This window comes from Acinetobacter calcoaceticus ANC 3811, assembly GCF_000399665.1.
Taxonomy (GTDB): Bacteria; Pseudomonadota; Gammaproteobacteria; order Pseudomonadales; family Moraxellaceae; genus Acinetobacter; species Acinetobacter calcoaceticus_B.
Genome location: NZ_KB976986.1, coordinates 229,228 through 255,918 on the forward strand (window position 1 = coordinate 229,228; position 26,691 = coordinate 255,918).

The window sequence follows — 26,691 nt, forward strand, 5'->3', positions numbered from 1 at the left end:
TAGAGAACAATGTTTTATCCTTTACCTCGAAAAATCCAATTAGCAGCAAATACTTCAAATTGGCCGATTGAGTCTACACAAAGTATTTTGCTCATGGTTGGGCTAAATGAGCTTGAAAATACACCTGACTGGGCGCACCAGCCATTAGCCGATCATTTAGAATTACTAAGTAAAAGAGCACAGGCACTCGAAATTCCAGTTATTTTTATTGATGCATCTCAGCTTCAACAAACCCTGTTGCAGTTGGGGCAGCGACTGTCATCAAATAGCAAAGCCCAAGTTGTGATGGCTGGTGATTTGTCACCTTTGTTTAAACAGGTCATGCAGCTTGTTTTATCTATTACCGATTATGTAGCTATTGTAAATGATGCGATCTTGGCAGCTAATTTAGAGCAGCACATCCAATGGGTTGAAAAGATCAGTTTTGACCATATAAAACACTTAAATACGCAGAGCTTAATGCGCTTATGGTCTTTAAGTGCGCCGTCTGAATATATCTTGTCAGATAAAGGAATTTTATTGGCAATTGCTGAACAGATAGGGCGACACCCTATGGAGATTCACCCTGAAATTGATTTAAGAAACTATGGATTAGATCAGTCTGCCGTAAATTATCTGGTTGACCTGTGGCGTGCGAACGGTGCCAGCCTAAGCGCTGAAGAGTTAATGCAAGCACCGACATTGCAGCATATTATGCAGTTATTGAAGCCTTGACTAACTATAGACTCTAAGTGATCCATAATATTTGCAAATTATGCTGTTAATTTACCCGAACGGCATTGTAATTCGGACGTAAGCTTTTTATTATTGCCGGCTTGTTTTTCATCTTACCTTGGGAATAGAACTTTGAGTGATTTTCTAAGTGAACATCTGATCTATCGTGATGATGATTTTATGGTGATTCATAAACCTTCGGACATCTTGAGTGTTCCTGGTAAAGGTGATTTACATGATAGCGTTTTGACAAGGTTGGTTGCGATTGAACCTAAAACTTTGCTCATTCACCGTCTAGATCGAGACACTTCAGGTATTTTGGTATTTGGTTTATCTAAACGTGGTCAAAGTGCGATTGCGCGTCAATTTCAAGACCGTCAGACTTCAAAAATATATGAAGCACTTGTCGCAGGTCATTTAGAGGGTGAGGGGACTGTAGATATTCCTGTCATCTATGATCCAAGCCGACCACCTTTACATATTGTAGACGCTTCTCACAACAAACCTGCTTTAACACATTGGCAGGTTCTAGAACATTTTCAGATTCAGGGGCAACCTGTAACTCGTGTGAAATTAACACCAATTACAGGTCGATCCCATCAACTCCGTGTACACATGCAATATCTTGGGCATCCAATTGTAGGTGACACGCTGTATGCAACACCAGAGCAGCAACTTGTGCCGCGTTTGTGTTTGCATGCCAAACAGTTAAGTTTTAATCATCCTGTCACAGCAGAAACATTAACTTTTGACTGTCCTGTACCGTTTTAATGTAAAAATTTTAATGCGTGATTTTTTGTAGCAATGTCATTTAATTGGTTTTTGCTGCAAAATTTTGCTTTAAAGACTACATAAAAAGATGCAAAAATAAGCTAATTTGCATCGTACAATATGTAGTGCGAACTTGAGAGAAAGGTGGAAAAATTGCAGCAGTATGCTATTGGTCAACGTTGGCTATCAGACACAGAAACTGAGCTCGGTTTAGGTGTGCTTATTGATGTAGATGAAAGATCTGTCAGCATTTTATTCCCCAAAAGTGATGAGACACGTGTCTATGCACGTAATAACGCTCCACTATCTCGTATCATCTTTAACACAAATGATGAAGTTCAAGATCAGGAAGGCAAGAAGTGGATTGTTGAGTCTGTTGAAGACCGACATGGCGTTTTGCGTTACAACGTTGTTCGTACCTCAGAAAATGGTGAACAAGATCGTAAAGCGCTGAATGAAACACGTATCGGTGCACAAATTCAGTTGTCGAAACCTTTAGATCGTTTGCTTGCAAGTCAGGTTGACTATAAAGAGTGGTATGACCTGCGTATTGAAGCGATGCTTATGCAAGCACAAATGCAGAATAGCCCTTTACGTGGTATGGTTGGGGCGCGTGTTGGTTTAATTCCACATCAGCTTTATATCGCACATGAAGTTGGTAAACGTTTTGCACCTCGTGTTTTACTTGCCGATGAAGTGGGCTTGGGTAAAACAATTGAAGCTGGCTTAATTATCCACCAACAGCTTAAAACTGGTCGCTCAGAACGAATTCTTATTTTAGTCCCTGATTCTTTACAGTATCAGTGGATGATTGAAATGCGCCGTCGTTTTAACTTGCAATTCTCTCTGTTTGATTTAACACGTACTGCATCTATTAAAGAACATGATCCAGAACTCAACCCGTTCTTGACTGAGCAATGCATTATTGCCAGCGTTGATTTGATGGTTGACCATGATGATTTACGTGAGCAAGCAATAGAAGCTGGCTTCGATTTGCTCGTGGTCGATGAAGCACATCATTTGATGTGGAGCGAAGAAGAAGGCGGTAATGATCGCTACGATTTAATTGAAGAGCTAGCTGAAAATACGGCTGGGGTGTTATTGCTTACTGCAACACCTGAACAGCTTGGTGTAGAAAGCCATTTCGCACGTTTACGTTTACTTGATCCGCAGCGTTTTAGCAGTTTAGAGCGTTTCTTAGATGAAGAAACTCAGTACCAGCAGACTGCAAAAATTGCTGAAGTGCTCATGTCTGATCAGCCTTTAGCTCCTGAGCATTTATCTGCTTTAGAGGGTTTGTTAGGTCACAGTATTGAAGACCAGCCGGACCAACGCTTTAGAGCAATTCACGAATTATTAGACCGTCATGGTACGGGTCGTATTTTATTTCGTAATACGCGTGAAGCAATTCAAGGCTTCCCAGGGCGTGATTGTCAGCCAGCACCATTACCAGCACCAGAAGATTGGTCAAAAGATGGAAAACTGCGTGAGCAGATGTGGCCTGAAGAAGCACACCTTGATGGTTCATGGATGCAAAATGACCCACGCGTGCTATGGGTAATGGAAATTCTACGCAGAGATCTTAAGCATAAAAAAGTGCTTTTAATTGCGCGTAGTGGACCCGTTGTTGAAGCTTTAGAAAATGTATTGCGTTTGCATGCAGGCATTCGTACGGCAATGTTCCATGAAGGCATGAGCTTACTTGAACGTGACCAAGCGGCTGCCTATTTTGCTGAAGAAAGCTATGGTGCACAAATTCTACTGTGTTCGGAAATTGGTTCTGAAGGCCGTAATTTCCAATTCGCCAGTGATCTAATTTTATTTGATCTACCAGCTAATCCAGATGTTTTAGAGCAACGTATCGGCCGTCTAGACCGTATTGGTCAAGAAAACCGTATTCAGATTCATGTGCCATATCTTGTGGGAACAGCTCAAGAGCGTATGTTCCGTTGGTACAATGAAGCACTTAATATTTTCAGCAATATTTCGCCAACAGCGCAAACGCTGCAAGAAAACTTTATTGTTGAATTAAAAGACTGTTTGCTTGCAGACCAAGGTCAAACATTTGAGGATTTGCTTGAAGAAGTGAATGTTCAACGTCAAGCTTTAGAAGCTGAACTTCAAGCGGGTCGAGATCGTTTACTTGAATATAACTCATGTCGTCCTATCGTGGCGCAAGAGATTGTTCAGGCTTTAGAAGATTATGATGACAATACAACGCTACCAATGTTTGTGAAGCGTTTCATGTCATCAACCAATATCGACTTTGATGAGCAAAGTAACGGTACTGTGATTATTCGTCCAACAGACCAAATGCAAGTGCAAGGTTTGGCGCTAGACGAAGAAGGCATGACAGCTACTTTCTATCGTGATCAGGCTCAGCTTCGTGAAGATGCTCAATATTTAACTTTAGAGCATCCATTTATTGAAAGTGTAATGGAAATGATCCGTACGCAATCATTTGGTAGTACCAATGTTGCTGTACTCAAATCTAACGCATTAAAGCAGGGTTCAGTATTAATTGAAGTGTGGTTTAAAGTCGATGTCGTTGCGCCTAAGGCGTTGAACTTACCATCGAGCTTACCTAAACAGTTAATTCGTGTGCTATTAAGCGAAACTGGTCAAGATTTGTCTGAAAAAATTGATCCAACAATTTTGAAACCATATTTACATCACTTAGATGGCAATAGCTGTCGTCAGGTGGTTAAAGCTCGCCGTGATATCATTGAGGAACGTTATAAACAAGCGTTGGATATTGCAAAAGTTGATTTGCCACAACTTCAGCAGCAAGCAAAAGAGCATTATGGTAATAAATGGCAATATGAAATTGACCGTTTAACTTATTTAAAACAGTTCAACCCAAGTATTCGTCAAGATGAAATTGACCGTTTACAAAAGCTGCAAAAAGAAGGTTTGAGCTTGCTTGAAGGTTTAACTGTTACACCAGAAGCGATTCAAGTATTGGTTGTAGTTAAGCCATAATTAACTTCAAATAAAAAAAGCGCCTAGAGGGCGCTTTTTTTATAGATCGATTTTGAATTAGATGAGACCAGCATCTTTTAGTTCTAATTTTAAATATGCATAGAAAATTGGAGCTGCGATTAAACCACCTAAGCCAAAAATTGACTCAAATACCAGCATTGCTAATAAAATCTCCCATGCATTTGCATTGATTTTATGTCCAATAATTTTAGCATTAATAAAATATTCAAGTTTATGAACCAGAATGAGATAGAGCAACGCTGCACCTGCGAGTCCAAGGGAAACAGTAAGAGCGGCAATGAACGTTAATGTATTGGAAATAAGATTACCTAAAATTGGAATCAGTCCAAACATGAAGGTCAAAATAGTAAGAGTTTTGGCAAAAGGAAGATGGACTCCCCAAAGCGGTAATATAATAAAGGCAAATAAAATAAAGAGCAGTGTATTAATTGCTGAAATTTTTATTTGTGCAAAAACAACATTTTTAAATGAAATTGATAATTTCTGAATACGTTGGATCAGAAGAGATTTAAAAACAGGTTGCGGAGTACGGCGGTGAAAACCATGTATAGCGACCAAAATACCGATAATGAGGCCCATAACCATCGTCACGAAGTTATGCAAAATATCGGAACTGGTATTTTTTAATATAGTCACGTTATCTTTCATAAACGCGAAAATTTCATCTTTTAATTCTGTCACGCTATCAGGAATATAGCCCGGAAGATATTTGCTGACTTCAGCTTGTAAATGCAGCAGGGTTTGATCAACTTTGCTGTTGATGTTGTGGATGCCTACACCTTTTAAATCATGAACAACAAAGCTAATTAAACTTGTAAAGAAAAATGCAATGAGTGAAATTGTAATAATACTTAATAAAATACTAATAAAAATGCGGGCTCTTTGACCATCAATATAACGCTCTACAACCGAGCTTAAGCTAATAATAATTTCATAAATAAGAAAGCCTGCAAAAAAACTTGCTAAGAGATGTAATGGGATAACCGAAAGCAAAAAGATGCCCATAAGAATGTAGCTTGCAATCAGACTTTGACGATTATTCAAATTTTGCATGTTGATCCCTGAGATCGTTGGGAATATAGAAAAAAGAGCCAATGGAATAATTATTTATACTCTTGCAAGCTATTCGCTTCAATCGGTGAATTATATTTTTATTGGAAAATAGAGGAGTTAGATGTAAAAATGGCCTGTTCATTAACAAGCCATTCATTAGATCATTTTAACGAATTTCTGCTTTATCCAAGTGCCGAGCACCCTCTAAAATCATTCGAATCATAATCATCGTTTGCTCAGCCACTTCCGCACGTTGATGAATTGGAAGATCAATCACTTTGGCGCCCATGTGAAACACAAGTTGCGTAATTGCTTTTGCAACAAGTTCAGGGTGGTATAAGTGGTTGTTGTTTAAGTGCTCTAGACGAATTAAATCTTCTTGTAACTCTTGCTGGAAAAAGTTTAATTGACGATCAACCGCAGCTTTATAAGAGGTAGAACCTGTAAAGCCTTCACGTAGTAGTAAACTTAAATTACCTTCATCGGCATCGAGCTGCTGAAGAAAAATATCGACAGAACTGCGAATAATACTTTCTTGTAAGGAAGCACGTAGGCGAGCCTGACGGATAATTTTACGTAAAACAATACCTGCACGGTCAATTAAAGAAATTGCTAACTCATCAATATCTTTAAAATGTCGATAGAAACTATTTGGCGCAATGCCAGCTTCTCGTGCTACTTCACGTAAACTTAATGAAGCAATACTCTTTTGTGGGCCAATCAGATTTAGAGCAGCCTGAAAAAGTTCTTCTTTAGTAATTGTCGCTTTTCTTCCCACAGAACGCGTAGCTGTTTTAATTTCAATGACATCTTGTTGTAGAGGTGTGTCATTCAGGTTCTGAGAAAGTGAAGATTGGGTCATGCTGTTCAATATATTTGTAAACTCTTAGGATTATAGCCTTAGAAGCTGAACTTGTGAAATTGTAATTAAAAGTACGGGTGTATATACAAATATATATACATGTGTATAATAATTAAAAAAGAGCGACAGAGCCTCCAGCTATGCAAGCAATCGAAAAGAGAAATTCTCTATTCAATTCATTGACACAAACCATTTTTGATAAAGAAATGGCTAACTTCTGGCTACAAAAAGTTAATCCTTTATGGTCTGTAAAACATGGGCTTGTTCAAATTGTAAAAAAAGAATTTGTCGCTCATGACATGGTAAGTCTTACACTAAAATGTAATCGTTTAGTGAAAATAGGTGTTGCTGGTCAGCATCATCCTGTCATTGTTGAAATTGCTGGTCGTCGTTATGAACGTACTTATAGCTTGACGCAAATTGACGAACAACATTTACGTTTAACGATTAAAAAAGTAGCCGATGGTATCGTCAGTAACTGGTTTATGACTGAAAGCCAAATTGGCGATGTTTTTGAGCTTGGTCAGCCTTATGGCGATATGCAGCAAAATATCAAAACACCCAAATTAATTATGCTGGCTGCGGGTAGTGGTATTACCCCAATGTTGAGCTTAATCACTGCAATTAAACAAAGTCAGCAGTTAGATAAAGTTCAAGTACAGCTTTTATATTGGGTAAAGCAACGCTCAGATGCAGCTTTTGTTGAATACTTTGAAAAAGTTGCGCAGCAATTCCCAAATTTTAGTTATCAGGTTTTCTATACACAAGAAACACCAAATGACGAACGTTTAAATGCAGAGCATTTAGCATTAGTAGACGATTTGGAAAATAGCACTATATATGCGTGTGGACCTTCTGGTTTCGTTTCAACAGTGGAACAGCTTTTTGAAAAAGCACCGACTGTCTTAACAGAAGCTTTTAGCTTAACGCGTGATAGTACGGCTGAAGTTGGTTATGTAAATGTCACATTAACCCAGTCTAATAAGGTTATTGCAATTCCAAAAGGCGAATCAATTTTGGTGAGTCTGGAACATGAAGGCCTTAAGCCAACACATGGCTGCCGTATGGGAATTTGTAATAAATGTGTTTGTAGTAAAGCTCAAGGTTCTACACGTAACTTACTCAATGGTAGTGAAAATACCGAACCAAGCCAATTACTTAAAATTTGTGTGAACTCAGCACAATCTGATCTAGTTATTGATCTTTAAGAGAGAACTTTTATGAATATGCCAGTGAAAGTCGAATATTTTAAAAATCCTAAAAATCGAGATTTGACTCCAGCAGAACTTGACGCATTTGCAAAAGAGCTTGATCAGATCAAACAAGAAGTATTGGATGATTTGGGTGAGAAAGATGCTAAATATATCCGCCGTGTCTATGCAGCAGTTCGCTACAGTAGCTTTTTAGGCCGAGCATGTTTATTTGCAGGTTGGTTCCCACCAGCTTGGGTTTTAGGAACAGGTCTATTAGGCTTTTCTAAAATTATGGAAAACATGGAACTTGGTCATAACGTTATGCATGGCCAATACGACTGGATGAACGATCCTAAATTTAATGGTCAAACTTACGAATGGGACACTGTCGGTACTTCTGATAACTGGCGCCAAACTCATAACTATAAACATCACACATATACCAACATTAAAGGTATCGATGATGATATTGGTTATGGTTTACTTCGCTTATTCCCAGAGCAACGCTGGAAACCAGGTTTCTTGTTTCAACCGGTTTATAGCATTCCATTTTGCTTATTGTTCCAATGGGGCGTAGCTATTCAGAACCTTGAAATTGGTCGCGTTCTTTATAAGCGTAAGAGCATGGCAAAATTCGTGGAAGAATTAAAACCTGTTAATAAAAAGATTGGTACCCAGCTTTTCAAAGATTACGTTTTTTTCCCATTAATTGCAGGGCCAGCAGCATTACCTGTATTTACTGGAAATTTGGTTGCGAATGGTCTTCGTAATATATGGACGTTTACGATTATTTTCTGTGGTCACTTTACTAAAGATGCAGAAGTATTTCCAAAGTCTGTTTTACAGGATGAAAGCCGTGGTCACTGGTACATGCGCCAGATTCGTGGTTCTTCAAACTTAAAAGGTTCAGAAGCATTACATATTTTAAGTGGACATTTGAGCCATCAGATTGAGCATCATTTATATCCTGATGTTCCTGCGCGCCGTTATCGCCAAATGGCTCCAAAAGTTGAAGCTGTATGTAAAAAATATGGTTTGAACTATAACAACGCAAGTTTGACTAAACAGTTTGGTCAGGTTGTAGGTCGTATTTTGAAATATGCTTTACCATTTAAAAAATAAGATATTACTTTAACCTCGAAACGCACTACTGATTTTTCAGTAGTGCGTTTTTTTATGGTTAGCACTAGCATGAAGAAGTAAGAGGAGCATTATTTAATATACCCCATCGTTCAAACTGCTTTAAAGATAATGAAATTTCTTTTTCAATATCATTTTCATCTAATTGATTTGCATTAAAAACAACATGAGGTGTGTGCCAGCTTAATCCGCATCGGCGTGCAGTAGCTTTCAAAGGTGCCATCAGCTCATCTAGGGTGAAGCCATTTTGTCCTTGTTTTTGATATGCCGAATCTAAATTGCCAACCGTAACATGTAGGTAAAGTGATTTACCTTCAATAACCTGACCTTCCTGCTCATAAAAAAGATAAAACATCCGCGTTAAAACCGTATCCATCCAAGTTTTGAAAATCGGAGGAACTGAATACCAATAGATAGGGAACTGGAAAATGATGTGTGAAGCAGAGATTAGACGTTGGGCTTCAATTGCACCGTCTTTCATTATATCTAGAGATCCGTTATATAACTCTTGAATATCAAAAATATCGAGTTGGTTTCGAAGCTTTAATGCTTCAACCAAAGCACGATTAACCTTGGACTGATTTAAATTGGAATGAAAGACCAGTAAAAGGGGCTTATTCATAGTATGTCTCCTTAATTTCTATGATGATTAATCACATGCATAAACAATATTCACATCATAAAAAAAGCAGACCTATAATAAAATTGACTAAATTAATTGAGCAGATGAAAGAATTTTGATGAACAAACAGTCTTCTTGGGATGATCAGAAATTCTTTTTAGTGGTTTTAGAAGAGGGGAGTTTCTCGGCAGCCGCTCGTAAATTAGGCGTTACCCAACCTACTGTTCGAACACGTATAGAACAACTTGAAAATCAGTTGGGAACTGTTTTGTTTAGCCGTTCTGTTCATGGCTTGAAACCGACAGAGCATGCTCTAGCTCTTGAACTGCCAGTTCGGGCTATGCAACGTGCTTCTGACCATTTTATGCGTACAGCAAGTGCCCCTCTAAATCTAATTGCAGGTAGTGTACGAGTGAGTGTATCGGAGTTCCTAGGCACGCTTGTTTTGCCTCAAATGCTCTCAAAATTCCGTTCACTTTACCCGGAAGTTAATATCGAAATATCTTTAAACAATGCTTCTGCCAACTTACTAGAGCAAGAAGTTGATCTGGCAATCAGGATGTATCCTCCTGTTCAGGAAGCGCTTGTAGCAAAAAAGGTTGGTGAGGTGCCATTGGGTCTATATGCACATCGAGATTATATACAGCGTAAAGGTTCTCCCATCTGTCTAGCAGATTTAAGTCAGCATGATCTGATAGGACCCGACCGTAATCTTCTTGAAAGAGAAATGATGAGGGTTTTTCTACCTGAAATAAAAAATGAACAATTCAAAATACGGACCGATAGTCATCCTGCTCAATTCTCAGCAGTTAAAGCTGCTTTGGGGGTAGGTTTTATTCAGTGCCCTATAGCAAATCAATGCTCAGAGCTTGTTCAACTGCTTCCAGACCTAGATATTCATCGATATGATCTATGGCTGGTCATTCATGAAGACTTTAGACAAATTCCAAAAATCAGAGCGCTTTTTGATTATTTGGCTCAAGCGTTTGCAGAGTATTTAGATGGGGACGTTAGTTAATAAAAAGCCCAAGCAGTTACGTGCTTGGGCCGGAAAAGGTAATTTATTTAAACTGAATTGAACCGTTTGCATTCACAGTAATTTTAGACTCACCAGCTGCCATATCTTGAGCTGGTGCAGCTTCGGCCATAGCAAACTTAGCCATGCTGGCACGCATTACAGGCTGAGGGAAATAGTTGCTAGTATTTAAGTTTAAGTTAACGAGCGTGTATTGGCTTTTATTCCATGCTTGAGTCAACATTTGAGCACGTTGTTGAAAGTTTTTAGACGCTTCGACCATCAAATCATTTTCAACTTTTTTACGTTGCTCATCTGAAACTGTAAAATTAATTGATTGAGTTTGGAAGCTTTGTTGCAATTCATTGACTAACTGGCTTGCAGCTTTAAAGTCTTTACTTTCAAGACGAATTTCAGCACGGCCACGCCATTCTTTTAGCTTGTTACTGTCGTTATCGTAAATTGGGTAAGTGCTTTGAGCGCCAGTTTCCACTTTTACTTGCGGATATTTACGAGAAACAGCAAGTGCCTGATTCATCAATTGATTAATCTGATTTGAAAGTTCAGCTGGTTGCTTGTTACTTTTTTCAATATATAAAGTTGCGTGCATTTCATCATTAGAAACTTGACGAGAAGCTTCAGCTTGTACATTCACAATATTATAGTTCAAAGCATTATCATCCTGAGCGAAAACCAAAGGGCTAAGGAGAGAACCTAAAAGAAGGGTTGAAACAGCTAAAGTACGCATAATTTTTTCCTTTAAAAATTAATATAAATTTAATTTTTTTCATTAAGAAATGTTAAACATAAGTTATGCATAACTTTTGCAGATTTTGTGGCGTATTTGTAATATTTAGATCAGTTTTTTTAAATTTTGGTAAATATAAAATCTTTTAAAAATAAAGGCTTAAAAATAAAGTATGTCAATGTAACTTAAAAAATCAAAGTAATATAAAAAAAGAATATTTTCTTTAGGTTGTCACATAGTATGATCATAATTCATCTTAACTATTGGGATGATACATTTTTTCAATAAGATTAGATGAGTAAAGTACATAAAAGACGTTTTTTTTCTTGTAAAATTAGGTATCATCGCGCTCCTAGTTACAAGATATAAAATAAGTGTCTTTACTAGTTCTATAAAGCACCGAGTCAAAGGACCAAAAGTCACCAGACTTATTTCTTTCTACCCCTATCAGAGATGGTAATCCGATATGAGCGTTACTTCCGTTAACCCTGCCACTAATGCTACTAACGAATATTATTTGACTCGCCAAAGTCAAATGGAATCAAATGTTCGTAGCTATCCACGTAAATTACCGTTAGCGATAGCGAAAGCACAAGGATGCTGGGTTACTGATGTTGAAGGTACAGAGTACCTTGATTGTTTAGCTGGGGCAGGTACATTGGCTTTAGGTCATAATCATCCTGCGGTGATTCAAAGTATTCAAGATACGTTGGCAAGTGGTTTGCCATTGCATACTTTAGACTTAACCACACCTTTAAAAGATGCATTCACTGAAGCATTGTTAGCATATTTACCTGGTGGTAAAGAAGAATATTGCTTGCAGTTCTGTGGTCCTGCTGGTGCAGACGCAACTGAAGCAGCAATTAAACTTGCTAAGACTTACACTGGCCGTAGTTCAGTGATCAGTTTCTCTGGCGGTTACCATGGTATGACCCATGGTGCACTTGCTATGACTGGTAACTTAAGTGCAAAAAATGCAGTTAACGGTTTAATGCCAGGCGTACAATTCATGCCATATCCGCATGAATACCGCTGCCCACTTGGTTTGGGTGGTGAAGCTGGTGTTGACGCTTTAACTTACTTCTTTGAAAACTTTATCGAAGATGTTGAAAGCGGTGTAACAAAACCGGCTGCTGTTATTCTTGAAGCGATTCAAGGTGAAGGCGGCGTAGTTACAGCTCCAGTAAAATGGTTGCAAAAAATCCGTGAAGTGACTGAAAAGCACAACATCGTTTTAATTTTAGACGAAGTTCAAGCTGGCTTTGCACGTTCAGGCAAAATGTTTGCATTTGAACATGCAGGTATTGAACCTGATGTTGTTGTAATGTCTAAAGCCGTAGGTGGTGGTTTACCACTTGCAGTATTAGGTATTAAACGTAAATTTGATGCTTGGCAACCTGCAGGTCACACGGGTACTTTCCGTGGTAACCAACTTGCTATGGGTACAGGCCTTGTCGTATTAAAAACGATTACTGAACAAAATCTTGCTCAAAATGCGCAAGAACGTGGTGATTATCTACAAGCTGAATTTAAAAAATTAGCTCAAGAATTCCCATGTATCGGTAACGTACGTGGTCGCGGTTTGATGATCGGTGTTGAGATTGTTGACGAGCGTAAACAAGCTGACCGTATCGGTTCACTTCCTGCAGACTCTCAATTAGCTGCTGCAATTCAAACTGCTTGCTTCAACAATAAATTATTGCTTGAAAAAGGTGGTCGTAACGGCACTGTAATTCGTTTACTTTGTCCGCTTATCATCACTCAAGAAGAGTGTGTTGAGGTAATTGCTCGCTTTAAGAAAGCAATTGCAGAAGCATTGGTTGCAGTACGAGGCGCATAAATATGGTGGATTTTGCAGAACATCGTAAAGCGTTACTCTGCAATGATGCACAATCCATTGCTGACTATGAGTCAGCAATGGGCGAAGCGGTAAAAGCCGTTTCAGCATGGTTGCAAAATGAAAAGATGTACACAGGCGGTAGCATTAAAGAATTGCGTTCAGCAATTTCTTTCCAACCTTCAAAAGAAGGTATGGGTGTACAAGAATCACTTCAACGTATGATTGAGCTTTTCTTAAATAAAAGCTTAAAAGTACATCATCCACATTCATTAGCACATTTACACTGCCCAACCATGGTGATGAGCCAGATTGCGGAAGTGTTAATCAATGCAACTAACCAGTCTATGGACTCATGGGATCAAAGCCCAGCCGGTTCATTAATGGAAGTTCAGCTCATTGATTGGTTGCGCCAAAAAGTTGGTTATGGTTCTGGTCAGGCAGGTGTGTTCACCTCTGGCGGTACTCAATCTAATTTAATGGGTGTATTACTTGCTCGTGACTGGTGCATTTCGAAAAACTGGAAAGACGAAAACGGTAAGCCGTGGTCTGTACAGCGTGATGGTATTCCAGCTGAAGCAATGAAAAACGTCAAAGTTATTTGTTCTGAAAATGCGCATTTCTCTGTGCAAAAGAACATGGCAATGATGGGCATGGGCTTCCAGTCTGTTGTGACTGTTCCTGTGAATGAAAATGCACAGATGGATGTAGATGCTCTCGAAAAAACGATGGCGCATTTGCAATCAGAAGGCAAAGTAGTTGCTTGTGTCGTTGCGACAGCAGGTACAACTGATGCTGGTGCAATTGATCCATTGAAGAAAATTCGTGAAATCACAACCAAATATGGTTCATGGATGCATATCGATGCGGCATGGGGCGGTGCATTAATTCTGTCAAATGACTATCGTGCAATGCTTGATGGTATTGAGTTGTCTGACTCAATTACCCTCGACTTCCATAAGCATTATTTCCAAAGCATTAGCTGTGGCGCGTTCTTGTTAAAAGACGAAGCGAACTATCGTTTTATGCACTACGAAGCTGAATACTTGAACTCTGCTTATGATGAAGAACACGGTGTACCAAACCTTGTTTCTAAGTCATTACAAACGACTCGTCGTTTTGATGCATTGAAATTGTGGATGACAATTGAATCACTTGGTGAAAACCTCTACGGTTCAATGATCGACCATGGTGTAAAACTTACTCGTGAAGTTGCAGATTACATCAAGGCAACGACAGGTTTAGAGCTTTTAGTTGAACCACAATTTGCTTCAGTATTATTCCGTGTTGTTCCACAAGGTTATCCAGTTGAGTTAATCGATAGCTTAAACCAAAACGTAGCGGACGAATTGTTTGCACGTGGTGAAGCAAATATCGGTGTAACAAAAGTTGGTAATGTACAGTCATTGAAAATGACAACATTAAGCCCTGTTGTGACATTTGAAAACGTTAAAAACCTTTTAGGTCAAGTATTGGCTGAAGCTGATCGCATTAAAGATGCAATTGCTTCTGGTAACTATGTACCACCAATCGACTAATTGAGTTGATAACAAAAAAAGCCCAGTTTCTTGCTGGGCTTTTTTATTACAGATTCTTTTTATTCAAAATGTGTATGAGTAAATAAAAATATGCACAAACCATGCATATTTTTTAAAAACAAAAATAATTATGCATGATCTATCTTATGCAAATTTCTTATTGTATTGGTATGTCCCCAATATTTTTGGTCACATTGATATATCAATATCGTACTTACTTTAAATAATCCCGTTTTAACTGAAAAAAGTAAGTGGCTGTAATTACAATTAAGACAAGGAAGAAGAAATGCAACAAGTTAATGTGCTTAATGAATTTAAACTGATTATTAACGGTCAATCTTGTTCAGGTGAACAGGGTGAACTAGAAGTTATTAACCCTGCTACAGGTCTAACTGCCGCGCGTTGCGCAAAAGCATCGGTTGAGCAAGTAAATCAAGCGGTGAGCGCTGCTAAACAAGCATCTAAAGCTTGGCAACAAGTTTCACACGATGAACGTAAATCGATTTTAAACAAGATTGCGGATGGTATTGAAAAGCACGCAGAAATGCTTGCAGAGTTAGTTGTGCTTGAGCAAGGTAAGCCACTTGCACTTGCGCAAATGGAAGTGCAGGGAGCAATTGGTTGGACTCGCTATGCAGCCGCTATGGATTTACCTGTTGAAGTGATTGAAGACAGTGAAACCAAGCGTATTGAGCGTCATCGCCAGCCATTAGGTGTGGTGGCTTCAATTACCCCTTGGAACTGGCCGCTTATGATTGCGGTTTGGCATATCATGCCTGCATTGCGCGCGGGTAACGTTGTCATTAGCAAACCTTCTGAATACACACCACTATCAACTTTGCGTTTATGTGAAATCATTCAGCAAGAAGTTCCAGCCGGCGTTATTTCAATTGTGGTGGGTGCTGGTGAGATTGGCGAAGCATTATCTTCTCATCCAGATGTACAAAAAGTGGTGTTTACGGGTTCAACTCGAACTGGTCAGCACATTATGGCTGGTGCAGCTCAACAGTTAAAACATTTAACTTTAGAGCTTGGCGGTAATGACGCGGGTATTGTATTACCAGATGCAAATATCGATGAAATTGCTGCTAAGATTTTTAATATGGCGTTCTTAAATGCAGGCCAAACATGTGCAGCGTTAAAACGTTTATATGTACATGAAAGTCAATATGAGGCTTTATCTCAAAAGTTAGCTGACATTGCCAATGCTCAAGTTGTGGGTGATGGAATGGAATCTTCTACAACATTTGGTCCGGTACAAAACCAAATGCAATATAATAAAGTGAAAACTCTTATTGCTGAAGCTATTGAGCAAGGTGCAAAAGCACTTTCTGGGCAACAACAATTACCAGAGCAAGGCTACTTTATTGCACCTACCATTTTGACTGAAGTGTCTGACTCTTGTCGTGTGGTCCAAGAAGAACAATTTGGTCCTGTGTTACCTGTCTTAAAATATACCGATATCAATGATGCAATTGCTCGCGCTAATGACAGTGAATTTGGTTTAGGTGGTTCAATCTGGTCTTCTGATATTAAAGCTGCTCAAACTTATGCGACTCAGCTTCAATGCGGTACTGTTTGGATCAATACACATGCGGAAGTTCTGCCTCATGCACCTTTTGGTGGCTGGAAAATGTCAGGCTTAGGTGCTGAGTTTGGTTTAGAAGGTTTACTTGAAAATACGATTGGGCAAACAGTCCATATCAGTAAAGTCTAAATATTAATTTTAAGGCGGATCTAGTATCCGCCTTTTTATTTTAAATTATCTTATTAAATACTAATTTGCTTAAGTCGTGTGATGGTAGCCGTGACTTTTAGGTTTGATTAAAAAATGATTCTGTTCTTTAATTTTTTTTAGAACAATGTAAGACTTTATGTGACCAATAAAATTATAAGAAAGCAATCTTTCGGTCACAAATTGAGAAAGCTGTTCTAAGTTTTCAGCAACGACTTTTAAAATAAAATCCGCATCGCCACTAATTGAAAAAGCATCTTGAATGTTATCTTCCGCTTCAATTAACTCTTGAAAAGACTGCTGCGATTTTGCTTCGTGTGTTCTTAAATTAATGTGAATCATTGCCGTGACTTCCAGTCCTAGCGCTTGCTGCTGGATGCGGGCCGTGTAACCTAAAATTATGCCTTTTTGCTCAAGTAGCTGTCTTCTTCGAGAACATTGGGAAGCAGATAAACCGATTAAATCTCCAACTTCCTGATTGGTGAGCCGTCCATTCTTTTGTAATGCCTGAATGATTTGCCAGTCGAACTTATCCATTGCATAAAATCCTTTTATGATACACAAATCATGTATTTTTATTGAAATGCGTTTTCATTATGCACGAAATCTAAAAGGTAGATGAAATATTATTTTTCTATGGAATAAAAATTGGTCTCAAAGGATATAGAGCAATGTTCATAGAAATCGGTGACTTTTTAAATCTTCGTTTAAAACAAATGGGTATCCAACATCTCTTTGGTGTACCTGGTGATTTTAACCTCTCGTATCTAGAACAAGTTGAAGCAGATCCAGAACTCGAATTTATTGGAAATTGTAATGAATTAAATGCTGCCTATGCAGCAGATGGTTATGCACGAATTAACGGTTTTTCTGCCTTGGCGACCACTTATGGTGTAGGTGATTTAAGCGCGATTAACGGCATTGCAGGTGCATATGCAGAAAATGTACCTCTTGTTCATATCTCTGGTATTCCGCCTTTACATGCAGTTCAAAAGGGCACTTTAATTCACCATACGCTTGTTGATGGCAACTACGATAATATTATGAACTGTATGAAAGAGTTCACGGTTGCCCAAACTCGTTTAACTCCTGCAAATGCAGCCTTTGAAATTGACCGTGTATTACGTCAGTGTTTCCTTGAACGTCGCCCTGTGCACATCCAGCTAGCAGGAGATATTACTCACGTTAAAATTGAAGTGTCTGAGCGCCCACTAGATTTAAGTTATCCAGCGGTTGAGCCAGATTTACTACACAGCGTAGTTAATAAACTTTGCGACATTTTGAACAATGCAAAAAGCCCAGCGCTTCTTATTGACAATGAAGCTTCAGTTTTTGGCGTGACTTCGCTTTTAAATGATTTATCTCAAAAGTGCTCAATTCCATTTGCCGGTATGAATACTGCAAAAAATATTATGGATGAAGGCTCACCTCGTTATATCGGTACCTATGTTGGTGGGGCAAGCCAACCACACGTAAAAAATATAATTGAACAGTCTGATTGCCTAATTGGTATTGGCGCACGTTTTACAGATGTCGGTTCAGCTGTATTTACTCATCAAATTGCAACTAAAAACTATATTGAAATTAAATCTTATGGCTTAAATATTTTTGGTCAGGATTTTCCGGGCATTGAAATTGGACAGTTACTTGTTGAGCTAAATAAAAAAGTTGCGCCACGTAAATCGTCAATGCCTCTTCTTGAGAAACAACCACAGAAAGTAGTTGAAGCTCCAGCCCAACAAAAGCTAAGCCAAGATGTACTTTGGAACTACATTGCAGGTTTCTTAAAAGAAGACGATGTGATTATTGGTGAAGTTGGAACTTCAAACTCAGCTTTGTCTGGTTTAAAACTTCCTGCTACAGCTAAATATATTGCTCAGCCGCTTTGGGGTTCAATCGGTTATACCTTACCGGCTTTACTTGGTAGTTTGCTGGCAGCTCCTGAACGCCGTCAAATTCTCTTTATTGGTGATGGTTCTTTCCAGCTTACGGTACAAGAGCTTTCTACGATTATCCGTCATGGTTTAAAACCAATCATTTTCTTGCTTAACAATGGTGGTTATACCATTGAGCGCTTAATTATGGGTGAAAATGCAGCTTATAACGACGTGCAAAACTGGAAATATACTGAAATTCCTGCGGTATTTAACGGTAAAAAAGGCCATACCACCTATGTGGTAGAAACTGCCGGACAGCTTAGAAGTGTTTTAGATAATGTTCATTTAAATGATCAGCTAACTTTTATTGAATTAAAACTACCGGCAATGGATGCGCCAGTGAGTTTGAAAAAATTTGCTTCAGTCATCGCGCGTTTTGACTATGGTGATCGTGGCTATGAAATTTTAAAGGAGCGTTCCCAGCCTATTAAATGTAAGGATGCAAGCTCGTTTTAAATAGAAGATAGGACAAGTCTTCTTAAAAATTAAATGGACTCATATTAAAGCAAACTTATGTCCGAAGGTCGGTTTCTGATCTTCGGATATGGTGCTGAATAAAGGTGTACAGGAAGTGACACCAACATTGGAGATAACGTTATGGATGCAAACAATAAGCACGAGTTAAAACAAGGCTTATCCAATCGGCATATTCAACTCATCGCGCTCGGAGGTGCGATCGGAACGGGGTTATTCTTAGGTCTTTCTCAAACGATTAAACTGGCAGGTCCTTCAATTTTATTAGGATATGCAATTGCCGGAATTATTGCTTTCTTAATTATGCGTCATTTAGGTGAAATGGTTGTTGAAGAACCCGTAAGTGGTTCATTTAGTTATTTTGCTAATAAGTATTGGGGGAAAATGGCTGGTTTTATGTCGGGCTGGAACTATTGGGTGTTATATGTACTAGTAAGCATGGCTGAACTCAGTGCAATTGGAACCTTCATTCAGTTCTGGTGGCCTGAAATTCCCACTTGGATGACTGCTTTATTTTTCTTTATTTTAATTAACGGCATTAACTTGGTGAATGTCCGCTTTTTTGGGGAATCCGAATTCCTATTTTCCTGCATTAAGATTGTTGCAATTTTAAGCATGATTGGTTTCGGTACTTATCTTTTATTTACAGGGTCTGCTGGTCCGCAAGCAGGAATTGCAAATTTATGGCAGCACGGTGGTTTCTTCCCGCACGGGATTCACGGTTTTGTCATGGCTTTAGCCGTTATTATGTTTGCATTTGGTGGCTTAGAGTTAATTGGTATTGCTGCGGCTGAAACTAAAAAACCTGAAACCACTATTCCAAAAGCAGTGAACCAGATTGTTTATCGTATTTTAATTTTTTACATCGGTGCAATTGGGATCTTACTATGTCTTTACCCATGGAATATGGTTGCAGAAGGTGGTAGTCCATTTGTAATGATTTTCCAGTCATTAAACAGTAATGGTGTTGCGAACGTTTTAAACTTTGTAGTCTTAATTGCTGCTATTTCGGTTTATAACAGCTGTATCTATTGTAATAGTCGTATGTTGCATGGTTTAGCAGAGCAGGGTAATGCTCCAGCAATTTTGAAAAAAGTAAACAGCCGTGGTATTCCAGTTCCAGCCGCAGTTCTTTCTGCATCAATCACAGCAATATGTGTGGTTGTAAATTACCTGATTCCTGGTCAAGCTTTTCAGCTCTTTATGATGCTTGTTGTGGCGGCACTTGTTATTAACTGGCTTATGATTTCAGTAACTCATTTGAAATTTACTAAAGCAATGAAATTGCAAAAACGTCAAACCAAGTTTCAAAGTATTCTTAGCCCATGGAGTAATTACTTAACCATTAGCTTTGTATGCTTCATTCTTATTATCATGGCAATGACGCCAGATATGAGATTGGCTGTGATTTTAGGCCCAATCTGGCTTGTTGTTTTGGCACTGATGTATTTCTTAAAGTATCGTAAAAAAATGGTAGCGATGCCAGAAGTACAATCGAATTAGTTCACTAAATTTACAACGATATTGCGGTTACCTTACTTTAAGTAGGTAGCCCTTTATCTTTTGTCATATTATTTTCATGTTACAAAGAAATTATTATTTTTTAGCCTATTTAATAAGAGTTTTAGTAATAAAATTATTTTTAGTATTAAAAGTAAAAACAGAGTTAAATAATCGATTTTTAAAATATTTATAATATATTTGAGTTTTATATTTTATAAATACTTAAAATCTGTATTTTTAATTGATGTCATAATAGAGACTAATATACAGGGTAAAATACCCACTCGAGTTGAATTAAATATTTGATAATAGATAAAAAATAATAATGTGACAATTAACAATATCGAAATCATTAAAGCGTCATCATACTGTAACTTAATTGTCATATTTTCTATTCACAATGCAGCTATCGAAGAGCGTACAAGCACTCAACAAAAAGTGACGTACAACCTATTGCATTAATGAGAGAGAACAGAATGCGCTTAAATACACGTCAAATCGCAATTGCGTTAGCAGTAACTGGGGCAGCTGTAGCAACGACTGCAAATGCAGCTCGTGATACGATTCAAATTGCTGGTTCTTCAACTGTACTACCATTTGCCAGCGTTGTAGCTGAAGAGTTTGGTAATACATTCCCTCAATTTAAAACTCCTGTAGTTGGTTCTGGCGGTTCTTCTGCTGGTTTGAAACAATTCTGTCAAGGCGTTGGCGATAACACAATCGACGTTGCTAACGCTTCTCGTAAAATTAAAAGCACTGAAATTGAAGCTTGTAACAAAGCTGGTGTAAAACAAATTCAAGAAATCAAAATTGGTTACGACGGTATCGTATTTGCGTCTAACTCACATAAAGCAGCTTATAAATTAAAACCTTACCATGTGTTTGCTGCGTTAGCTGCACAGTTACCTTCAAAAGGTAAGTTGGTTCCAAACCCATATACAAACTGGAACCAGATTGATAAATCACTTCCAAACGAACCAATTACTCTTGTAATTCCTGCATCTAACCACGGTACTCGTGAAGTTTTCCAAGAAAAAATGGTTGATGCTGGTTGTGAATCATATGAATACTTCAAGAGCCTAGATAAAGATGCTCAGAAGAAAGCATGTTCGACTTTCCGTAAAGACGGTCGTGTAATTGAAATTGCTGGTGACTACACAGAAACATTGGCTCGCTTAAAGACTTCTCCAAGTGCAGTAGGCGTGTTTGGTTTAAGTTTCTATGATATGAACCGTGACAAGTTGCGTGTAGCTACAGTAAACAACGTTCTTCCATCTGAGAAAACAGTATTGAACGGTACATATCCTGTATCTCGTCCATTGTTCTTCTACGTGAAAGGCGAACATTTAAAATCAGTTAAAGGCTTACCGCAATATGTAGAATATTTCGTAAGCAAAAAAGCAACAGGTAAAGGTTCTAAAGCTGAACGTGATGGCTTAATCGCAATGTCTGATGCTGAACGTGCAAAAGTATTGGCTGACTTTAAAGCGGGTAAAACTGTTAAATAAGTTAGTTTGAATAGGGGCTGGTGATCTTGAGAGTTCATCAGCCTTTTTGTCTAACTTGTTTTTTCCAAATTATGACAATTGAGAAAACAGTGGAGAGTACATGAATCTGCTACTTATCGGTGTGTTGTTAGCCCTTGTGGCAATCGCATATCAACTTGGGCTAAGAAAGAGCCGTAGCCTAGCAGGTAAGGGAAGCAACTCGGCGATGTTACATTCTCGTCCTGGTTATTATGGTGCACTGGTTGGTCTTTGGTGCGGTATCCCTGCTTTTTTAATTTTGATCATTTGGAGCTTGGTTGAACCAAGTATTTTAAATCATATTATTTTTAATAATATTCCCGCGTCTATAAGTGCTTCACTTGATGAAGCCGGCAGAAGTGTATTGGTTGACCGTGTTCAAGCGATTGCTTCTGGTTTTGGGGTAAGTGATAAACCGGCAGCCTATGAATTAGCAGCTGCACAACAGTTCGCAAAATTTCAAACCATTGGCTCTTTTGCCAAATTTGCTGTTGTAGTTTGTGCAGCTTTACTGGGTTTAGTTTGGGCAAAGAAAAAGATTAATCAACAATATCGTGCGCGTAACCAAGTTGAACGTGCCATTAATGTTGCTTTGATTTTATGTTCTGGCGTTGCGATTTTAACAACCATCGGTATTGTGATGTCGATGTTTGGCGAAGCAATGCACTTCTTCCGTTTTGTAAGCCCGCTTGATTTCTTCTTCGGAACAGAGTGGAACCCAGGTTTTAGTACTTCGGGTAATGTTGAAGGTAGTTATGGTTTATTGCCATTGCTTTGGGGCACACTCATGGTCAGCGGCATTGCTTTACTCGTTGCCGTACCAATTGGATTAATGATTGCTATTTATTTAGCTGAATATGCGTCTTCGTCTTTACGCTCATGGGCAAAACCGGCGATTGAAGTTTTAGCAGGTATTCCAACAATTGTTTATGGTGTTTTTGCCATGATGATTATTGGTCCATTTTTCAAGACAGCTGGTGCTTACGTTGGTCTTGAAATTAACGCGACCAGTGCTTTAACTGCTGGTTTCGTGATGGGGATTATGATTATTCCGTTTGTTTCTTCTTTATCAGACGACATTATTACCCAAGTCCCTCGTGCACTACGTGACGGTTCTTTAGGACTTGGAGCAACGAAGTCAGAAACAATTCGTCAAGTTGTTTTACCTGCTGCGTTACCGGGTATTACGGGCGCCTTTTTATTAGCTGTTTCTCGTGCCGTAGGGGAAACCATGATTGTAGTTTTGGCAGCAGGCAACAGCCCACTTTTACATGCAAATCCATTTGAAGCTGTTTCGACAGTGACCGTTACGATCGTAAAACAGTTAACTGGTGATACTGACTTTGCCAGCCCACAAGCTTTGGTTGCATTCGCGTTAGGTCTAACACTCTTTGTGATTACCTTATGTTTAAACATTGTTGCACTGTACATTGTGCGTAAATACCGTGAGCAATACGAATGAGTACATCAAATACATCGTCTCCTATGGATCAGAACGTATTTGATCCAAAAGCTGCTGCTGAATCACGTGAACGACGTAAACAGGTCATCCAAAAATCTTTGGCTAAGCGTCACCGCAAAGAAAGAGCTTTTCGTTATGCTGGTTTCTCGGCAGTCGTAATTGGACTTGCATTCGTTGCGCTATTGTTTAGCAGTATTTTGGCAAAAGGTTTACCTGCTTTTTGGCAAACAAGCATGAATGTTCCAATTTACTTCGATCCGAAGGTGATTGATGCAGGTCCTTTACCTGTTCGTGGGCAGGGGGAAACACCTGCGCATTATCAAGAGCGTTATATCGACTGGCAAACCAAAATGGGTATGGTGGATTGGGACGGTATTATCGTAAATGGAATGATTGCTAAGGACCCAGCACTTGCTAGTCAACGTGATCATTTAAGTAGTCTTTATGCAAGTTCTGAGGCTTATCGTTTACGTGACATGGTTTTTGCAGACCCATCACTCATTGGTAAAAAAGAAAATATTAATTTCTTGGGTGATGCCAATGTCGATGTCTGGTTAAAAGGTAATATTGACCGTTCATTGCCAGATGATCAGCAGCAACTTGAACCTGAAGTTCGTAAGCTTGCAGATGATTTAAAAGCAAAAGGTGTTCTTGAAAACACGTTCAATTTGAACTTGTTTAAGAATCCGGACTCTCGTAGTTCACCAGCAATTAGTGGTCTTGCAGGTGCATTCATGGGTTCATTGTTTATGATGCTGATTGTGATCATTATTGCAATTCCAATTGGTGTTGCCAGCGCAATCTATCTTGAAGAATTTGCTCCAAAAAATATTCTTACAGACATTATTGAAGTCAACATCAATAACCTTGCTGCTGTTCCTTCAATTGTGTTTGGTTTACTCGGTGCAGCAATTTTTATTGGCTGGATGCATTTACCTTTATCTGCTCCGTTTGTTGGTGGTTTAGTTTTAAGTTTAATGACGCTACCAACAGTCATTATTACGACACGTGCTTCATTAAAAGCAGTGCCACCTTCTATTCGACAAGCTGCACTTGGTTTGGGAGCTTCTAAGTTTCAAACCATTTTCCACCACGTTTTACCATTAGCTTTACCGGGCATTATGACTGGCTCGATTATTGGTGTTGCCCATGCGCTTGGTGAAACTGCGCCTTTACTTTTAATTGGAATGAGTGCATTCGTTGCAAGTATTCCAACAACTCCATTTGATCAATCAACCGCTTTACCTGTCCAGGTTTACTTATGGCAAGGTAATGAGTTGCGTAACTTCTTCGAAGGCCGTACTGCCGCTGCGATTATCGTACTACTTGCACTATTGATTGGTTTAAACAGTCTTGCAATTTGGTTACGTAAAAAGTTCGAAGTGCGTTGGTAATAGAGGATAAATTATGAATACTATTGATATTACGAATTCCTTAGAAAAGGATAAGTTAGTGAACACTGAACAATCTCAATTTACAGATAAATCGCAGAATCATGGCACTTCGTATGTTTCGCATTTTGAACCACACACTTCAAAAAAGCAGAACTCAACCGAAATCAAAATTAGTGCACAAGATGCCCATGTTTATTATGGTGATTTTGAAGCGATTAAGGGTATTGACCTCGATATTTACCAAAACGAAGTGATTGCCTTTATTGGACCGTCTGGTTGTGGTAAATCGACCTTTCTTCGTACGATAAACCGCATGAATGACACCATTGATGGTTGCCGTGTGACAGGTAAGATTACACTCGATAACCACAATATTTATGATCCGAACCTTGATGTCGTATTATTACGTGCTCAGGTTGGTATGGTATTCCAAAAGCCAAATCCGTTCCCTAAAACTATTTTTGATAACGTGGCATATGGCCCTAAACTTCATGGTCTGGCGCGTAATAAATATGATCTTGAAGAAATTGTTGAAAATAGCTTGCGTAAAGCGGGTCTATGGGACGAAGTGAAAGATCGTTTGAATCAACCGGGTACTGGTTTATCAGGTGGTCAGCAACAACGTTTATGTATTGCACGTACCATTGCAGTAAGTCCTGAAGTGATTTTAATGGATGAGCCATGTTCTGCGCTTGACCCAATCGCAACAGCAAAAATTGAAGAATTGATTTCTGAATTGTCGAATCAATATACAATTGTGATTGTGACTCACTCAATGCAACAAGCGGCACGTGTGTCTGATCGTACTGCTTATTTCCATTTAGGTGATTTGATTGAAGTCAACTCAACTGAAAAAGTCTTTACTCAACCAGACCATCAGTTGACGGAAGCCTATATTACTGGACGATTCGGTTAACTAGTCATCCATACAAAAAAAGAGCCATGTGCTCTTTTTTTTTATTTTATAAATGAAAATGAATCTATTTTGCAAAAACGCTATTGAATTTTAGTCAAAAGGACCACATCTTAAGGCTATAAAAGATAACTTATGAGCTTAGAATTTTATGTTATTCCATTTGCCTAAACTCCCTGCAGAAATACGTGTTAGTCATTTAAATGCACGTGTAAATGAACAGAGAAAAAAAATTGCACAAACAACTGCAAGCCGTTTAGAACTTTTACAATTGGCTCAACAACTTGCTAAAGAAGCTAAAATTCGCCGTAAGAATAACCAGAAAATCTTTGTTTTAGATTTTAAGGGTGATATTCAAGCTTCAGCAGTTGAAAACATACGAGAAGAAATTACCCTCATTTTAGCAACTGCTAAAGCAGGTCGTGACCGTGTTGTGGTTCGCCTTGAAAGCCCTGGTGGCATGGTACATGGTTATGGTCTAGCAGCAGCTCAATTGGTACGCTTACGCGATGCAGGTTTCCATCTGACGATTTGTGTAGACAAAGTAGCAGCAAGTGGCGGCTACATGATGGCATGTATCGCAAATGAAATTATTACAGCGCCATTTGCTATTGTGGGGTCAATTGGTGTAGTTGCTCAGGTTCCAAATTTTAATCGTCTTTTAAAACAACACAATGTGGATTTTGAGCTTTACACAGCAGGGCAGTATAAGCGTACTGTGACCATGTTTGGTGAAAACACTCCTGAAGGTAAAGCAAAGTTCGAAGAAGAGCTTCAACAAACTCATGTGTTATTTAAACACTTTGTTGAAAAGTATCGACCACAACTTAATGTTGATAAAGTTGCTACAGGTGAACATTGGTATGGTGAAGATGCGCTTAATCTGAACCTTGTTGATAAATTACAAACATCTGATGAATATCTATTAGCTTTATTACCACAACATGATGTCTATGTAATTAACACACGTAAGAAAGCAACCTTGGGTGAAAAGTTAGGTTTGCAAGCGGCACAAATGGCAGATAGCTTGATTCCCGCTGTAATGAATAAAGTTGTAGATAGCTTGGCCAAAGCCAATTCAACCTTAGTTCAAATACGCGATACTAGATTTTAATTAAGCTAAATTTTGAAATAGAGAGTGCCTACATAGGTGCTCTTTTTTTATGTGAATAATGAGAAAAAATTGATTAATATTTGTTTAAGTTTCAATTGTAAAAGTTATAGTTAACTTTTCACTTCTGAGTTTTTGTA

General features: G+C 38.6%; 21 protein-coding genes. 16 read left to right on the top strand and 5 right to left on the bottom strand.

Features of this window, described 5'->3' with window-relative positions; genetic code table 11:
• The first annotated feature begins 9 nt into the window (after positions 1-9).
• From F935_RS02320 to rapA, 3 genes are all read left to right on the top strand, one after another.
• Positions 10-714 (top strand): phosphopantetheine-binding protein, encoded by a 705-nt coding sequence (locus tag F935_RS02320; RefSeq protein ID WP_016137428.1) that lies wholly within the window; start codon positions 10-12, stop codon positions 712-714.
• 132 nt (positions 715-846) lie between these two features.
• Positions 847-1,485 (top strand): RluA family pseudouridine synthase, encoded by a 639-nt coding sequence (locus F935_RS02325; protein ID WP_009393487.1) that lies wholly within the window; start codon positions 847-849, stop codon positions 1,483-1,485.
• A 144-nt stretch (positions 1,486-1,629) separates the two neighbouring features.
• Positions 1,630-4,467: an RNA polymerase-associated protein RapA gene (rapA, locus tag F935_RS02330; RefSeq protein ID WP_016137429.1), complete on the top strand. Its 2,838-nt coding sequence runs from the start codon at positions 1,630-1,632 to the stop codon at positions 4,465-4,467.
• Positions 4,468-4,524: 57 nt separating this feature from the next.
• On the opposite strand, the gene F935_RS02335 is transcribed toward rapA, so the two are convergent.
• Both F935_RS02335 and fabR read right to left on the bottom strand, forming a co-directional pair.
• Positions 4,525-5,541: an AI-2E family transporter gene (locus tag F935_RS02335; RefSeq protein ID WP_016137430.1), complete on the bottom strand. Its 1,017-nt coding sequence runs from the start codon at positions 5,539-5,541 to the stop codon at positions 4,525-4,527.
• A 166-nt stretch (positions 5,542-5,707) separates the two neighbouring features.
• Positions 5,708-6,403 (bottom strand): HTH-type transcriptional repressor FabR, encoded by a 696-nt coding sequence (fabR, locus tag F935_RS02340; protein ID WP_016137431.1) that lies wholly within the window; start codon positions 6,401-6,403, stop codon positions 5,708-5,710.
• A gap of 140 nt (positions 6,404-6,543) precedes the next feature.
• Between fabR and F935_RS02345 the strand changes: the two genes are divergently transcribed.
• Positions 6,544-7,611 (top strand): ferredoxin reductase, encoded by a 1,068-nt coding sequence (locus tag F935_RS02345; protein WP_016137432.1) that lies wholly within the window; start codon positions 6,544-6,546, stop codon positions 7,609-7,611.
• Positions 7,612-7,623: 12 nt separating this feature from the next.
• Positions 7,624-8,718: a fatty acid desaturase family protein gene (locus F935_RS02350; RefSeq protein WP_016137433.1), complete on the top strand. Its 1,095-nt coding sequence runs from the start codon at positions 7,624-7,626 to the stop codon at positions 8,716-8,718.
• Between the two features lie 64 nt (positions 8,719-8,782).
• Here F935_RS02350 and F935_RS02355 read toward each other — a convergent pair whose 3' ends face one another.
• Positions 8,783-9,358, bottom strand: coding sequence for an NAD(P)H-dependent oxidoreductase (locus tag F935_RS02355; RefSeq protein ID WP_016137434.1), 576 nt, complete (start codon positions 9,356-9,358; stop codon positions 8,783-8,785).
• A 118-nt stretch (positions 9,359-9,476) separates the two neighbouring features.
• Between F935_RS02355 and F935_RS02360 the strand changes: the two genes are divergently transcribed.
• A complete protein-coding gene (locus tag F935_RS02360) occupies positions 9,477-10,376 on the top strand; it encodes a LysR family transcriptional regulator (RefSeq protein ID WP_016137435.1) in 900 nt (299 codons plus the stop codon).
• Positions 10,377-10,419: 43 nt separating this feature from the next.
• Here F935_RS02360 and F935_RS02365 read toward each other — a convergent pair whose 3' ends face one another.
• On the bottom strand, positions 10,420-11,121 hold the full coding sequence (locus F935_RS02365; RefSeq protein WP_016137436.1) for an SIMPL domain-containing protein: 702 nt from the start codon (positions 11,119-11,121) through the stop codon (positions 10,420-10,422).
• 466 nt (positions 11,122-11,587) lie between these two features.
• On the opposite strand from F935_RS02365, the gene F935_RS02370 reads away from it, so the two are divergent.
• The 3 genes from F935_RS02370 to F935_RS02380 all read left to right on the top strand — a co-directional run bounded on the left by F935_RS02370 (position 11,588) and on the right by F935_RS02380 (position 16,213).
• Positions 11,588-12,961: a diaminobutyrate--2-oxoglutarate transaminase gene (locus F935_RS02370; RefSeq protein WP_016137437.1), complete on the top strand. Its 1,374-nt coding sequence runs from the start codon at positions 11,588-11,590 to the stop codon at positions 12,959-12,961.
• Between the two features lie 2 nt (positions 12,962-12,963).
• On the top strand, positions 12,964-14,496 hold the full coding sequence (locus F935_RS02375; RefSeq protein ID WP_016137438.1) for a pyridoxal phosphate-dependent decarboxylase family protein: 1,533 nt from the start codon (positions 12,964-12,966) through the stop codon (positions 14,494-14,496).
• A 286-nt stretch (positions 14,497-14,782) separates the two neighbouring features.
• Positions 14,783-16,213, top strand: coding sequence for an aldehyde dehydrogenase family protein (locus tag F935_RS02380; RefSeq protein ID WP_016137439.1), 1,431 nt, complete (start codon positions 14,783-14,785; stop codon positions 16,211-16,213).
• A gap of 69 nt (positions 16,214-16,282) precedes the next feature.
• On the opposite strand, the gene F935_RS02385 is transcribed toward F935_RS02380, so the two are convergent.
• Positions 16,283-16,768: an Lrp/AsnC family transcriptional regulator gene (locus F935_RS02385; RefSeq protein WP_016137440.1), complete on the bottom strand. Its 486-nt coding sequence runs from the start codon at positions 16,766-16,768 to the stop codon at positions 16,283-16,285.
• A 134-nt stretch (positions 16,769-16,902) separates the two neighbouring features.
• On the opposite strand from F935_RS02385, the gene F935_RS02390 reads away from it, so the two are divergent.
• The 7 genes from F935_RS02390 to sohB all read left to right on the top strand — a co-directional run bounded on the left by F935_RS02390 (position 16,903) and on the right by sohB (position 26,554).
• Entirely contained in the window at positions 16,903-18,624 is a 1,722-nt protein-coding gene (locus F935_RS02390) for an alpha-keto acid decarboxylase family protein (RefSeq protein WP_016137441.1), read from the top strand.
• Positions 18,625-18,765: 141 nt separating this feature from the next.
• On the top strand, positions 18,766-20,145 hold the full coding sequence (locus F935_RS02395; protein WP_016137442.1) for an amino acid permease: 1,380 nt from the start codon (positions 18,766-18,768) through the stop codon (positions 20,143-20,145).
• A 476-nt stretch (positions 20,146-20,621) separates the two neighbouring features.
• Positions 20,622-21,653 carry a substrate-binding domain-containing protein gene (locus F935_RS02400; RefSeq protein ID WP_016137443.1) on the top strand — a complete coding sequence of 344 codons (1,032 nt, stop codon included), beginning with the start codon at positions 20,622-20,624 and terminating at the stop codon, positions 21,651-21,653.
• 100 nt (positions 21,654-21,753) lie between these two features.
• The gene (gene pstC, locus F935_RS02405) at positions 21,754-23,133 is read left to right on the top strand and encodes a phosphate ABC transporter permease subunit PstC (protein WP_016137444.1); all 1,380 of its coding nucleotides are present in this window, start codon (positions 21,754-21,756) and stop codon (positions 23,131-23,133) included.
• On the top strand, positions 23,130-24,527 hold the full coding sequence (gene pstA / locus F935_RS02410) for a phosphate ABC transporter permease PstA (protein ID WP_016137445.1): 1,398 nt from the start codon (positions 23,130-23,132) through the stop codon (positions 24,525-24,527). Before pstC ends, pstA begins: the two co-directional genes overlap by 4 nt.
• Before the next feature lie 13 nt (positions 24,528-24,540).
• Complete coding sequence (pstB, locus tag F935_RS02415; RefSeq protein WP_016137446.1) at positions 24,541-25,443, top strand: phosphate ABC transporter ATP-binding protein PstB; 903 nt, start codon at positions 24,541-24,543, stop codon at positions 25,441-25,443.
• Between the two features lie 148 nt (positions 25,444-25,591).
• Complete coding sequence (gene sohB, locus F935_RS02420; RefSeq protein ID WP_016137447.1) at positions 25,592-26,554, top strand: protease SohB; 963 nt, start codon at positions 25,592-25,594, stop codon at positions 26,552-26,554.
• Positions 26,555-26,691 lie beyond the last annotated feature (137 nt).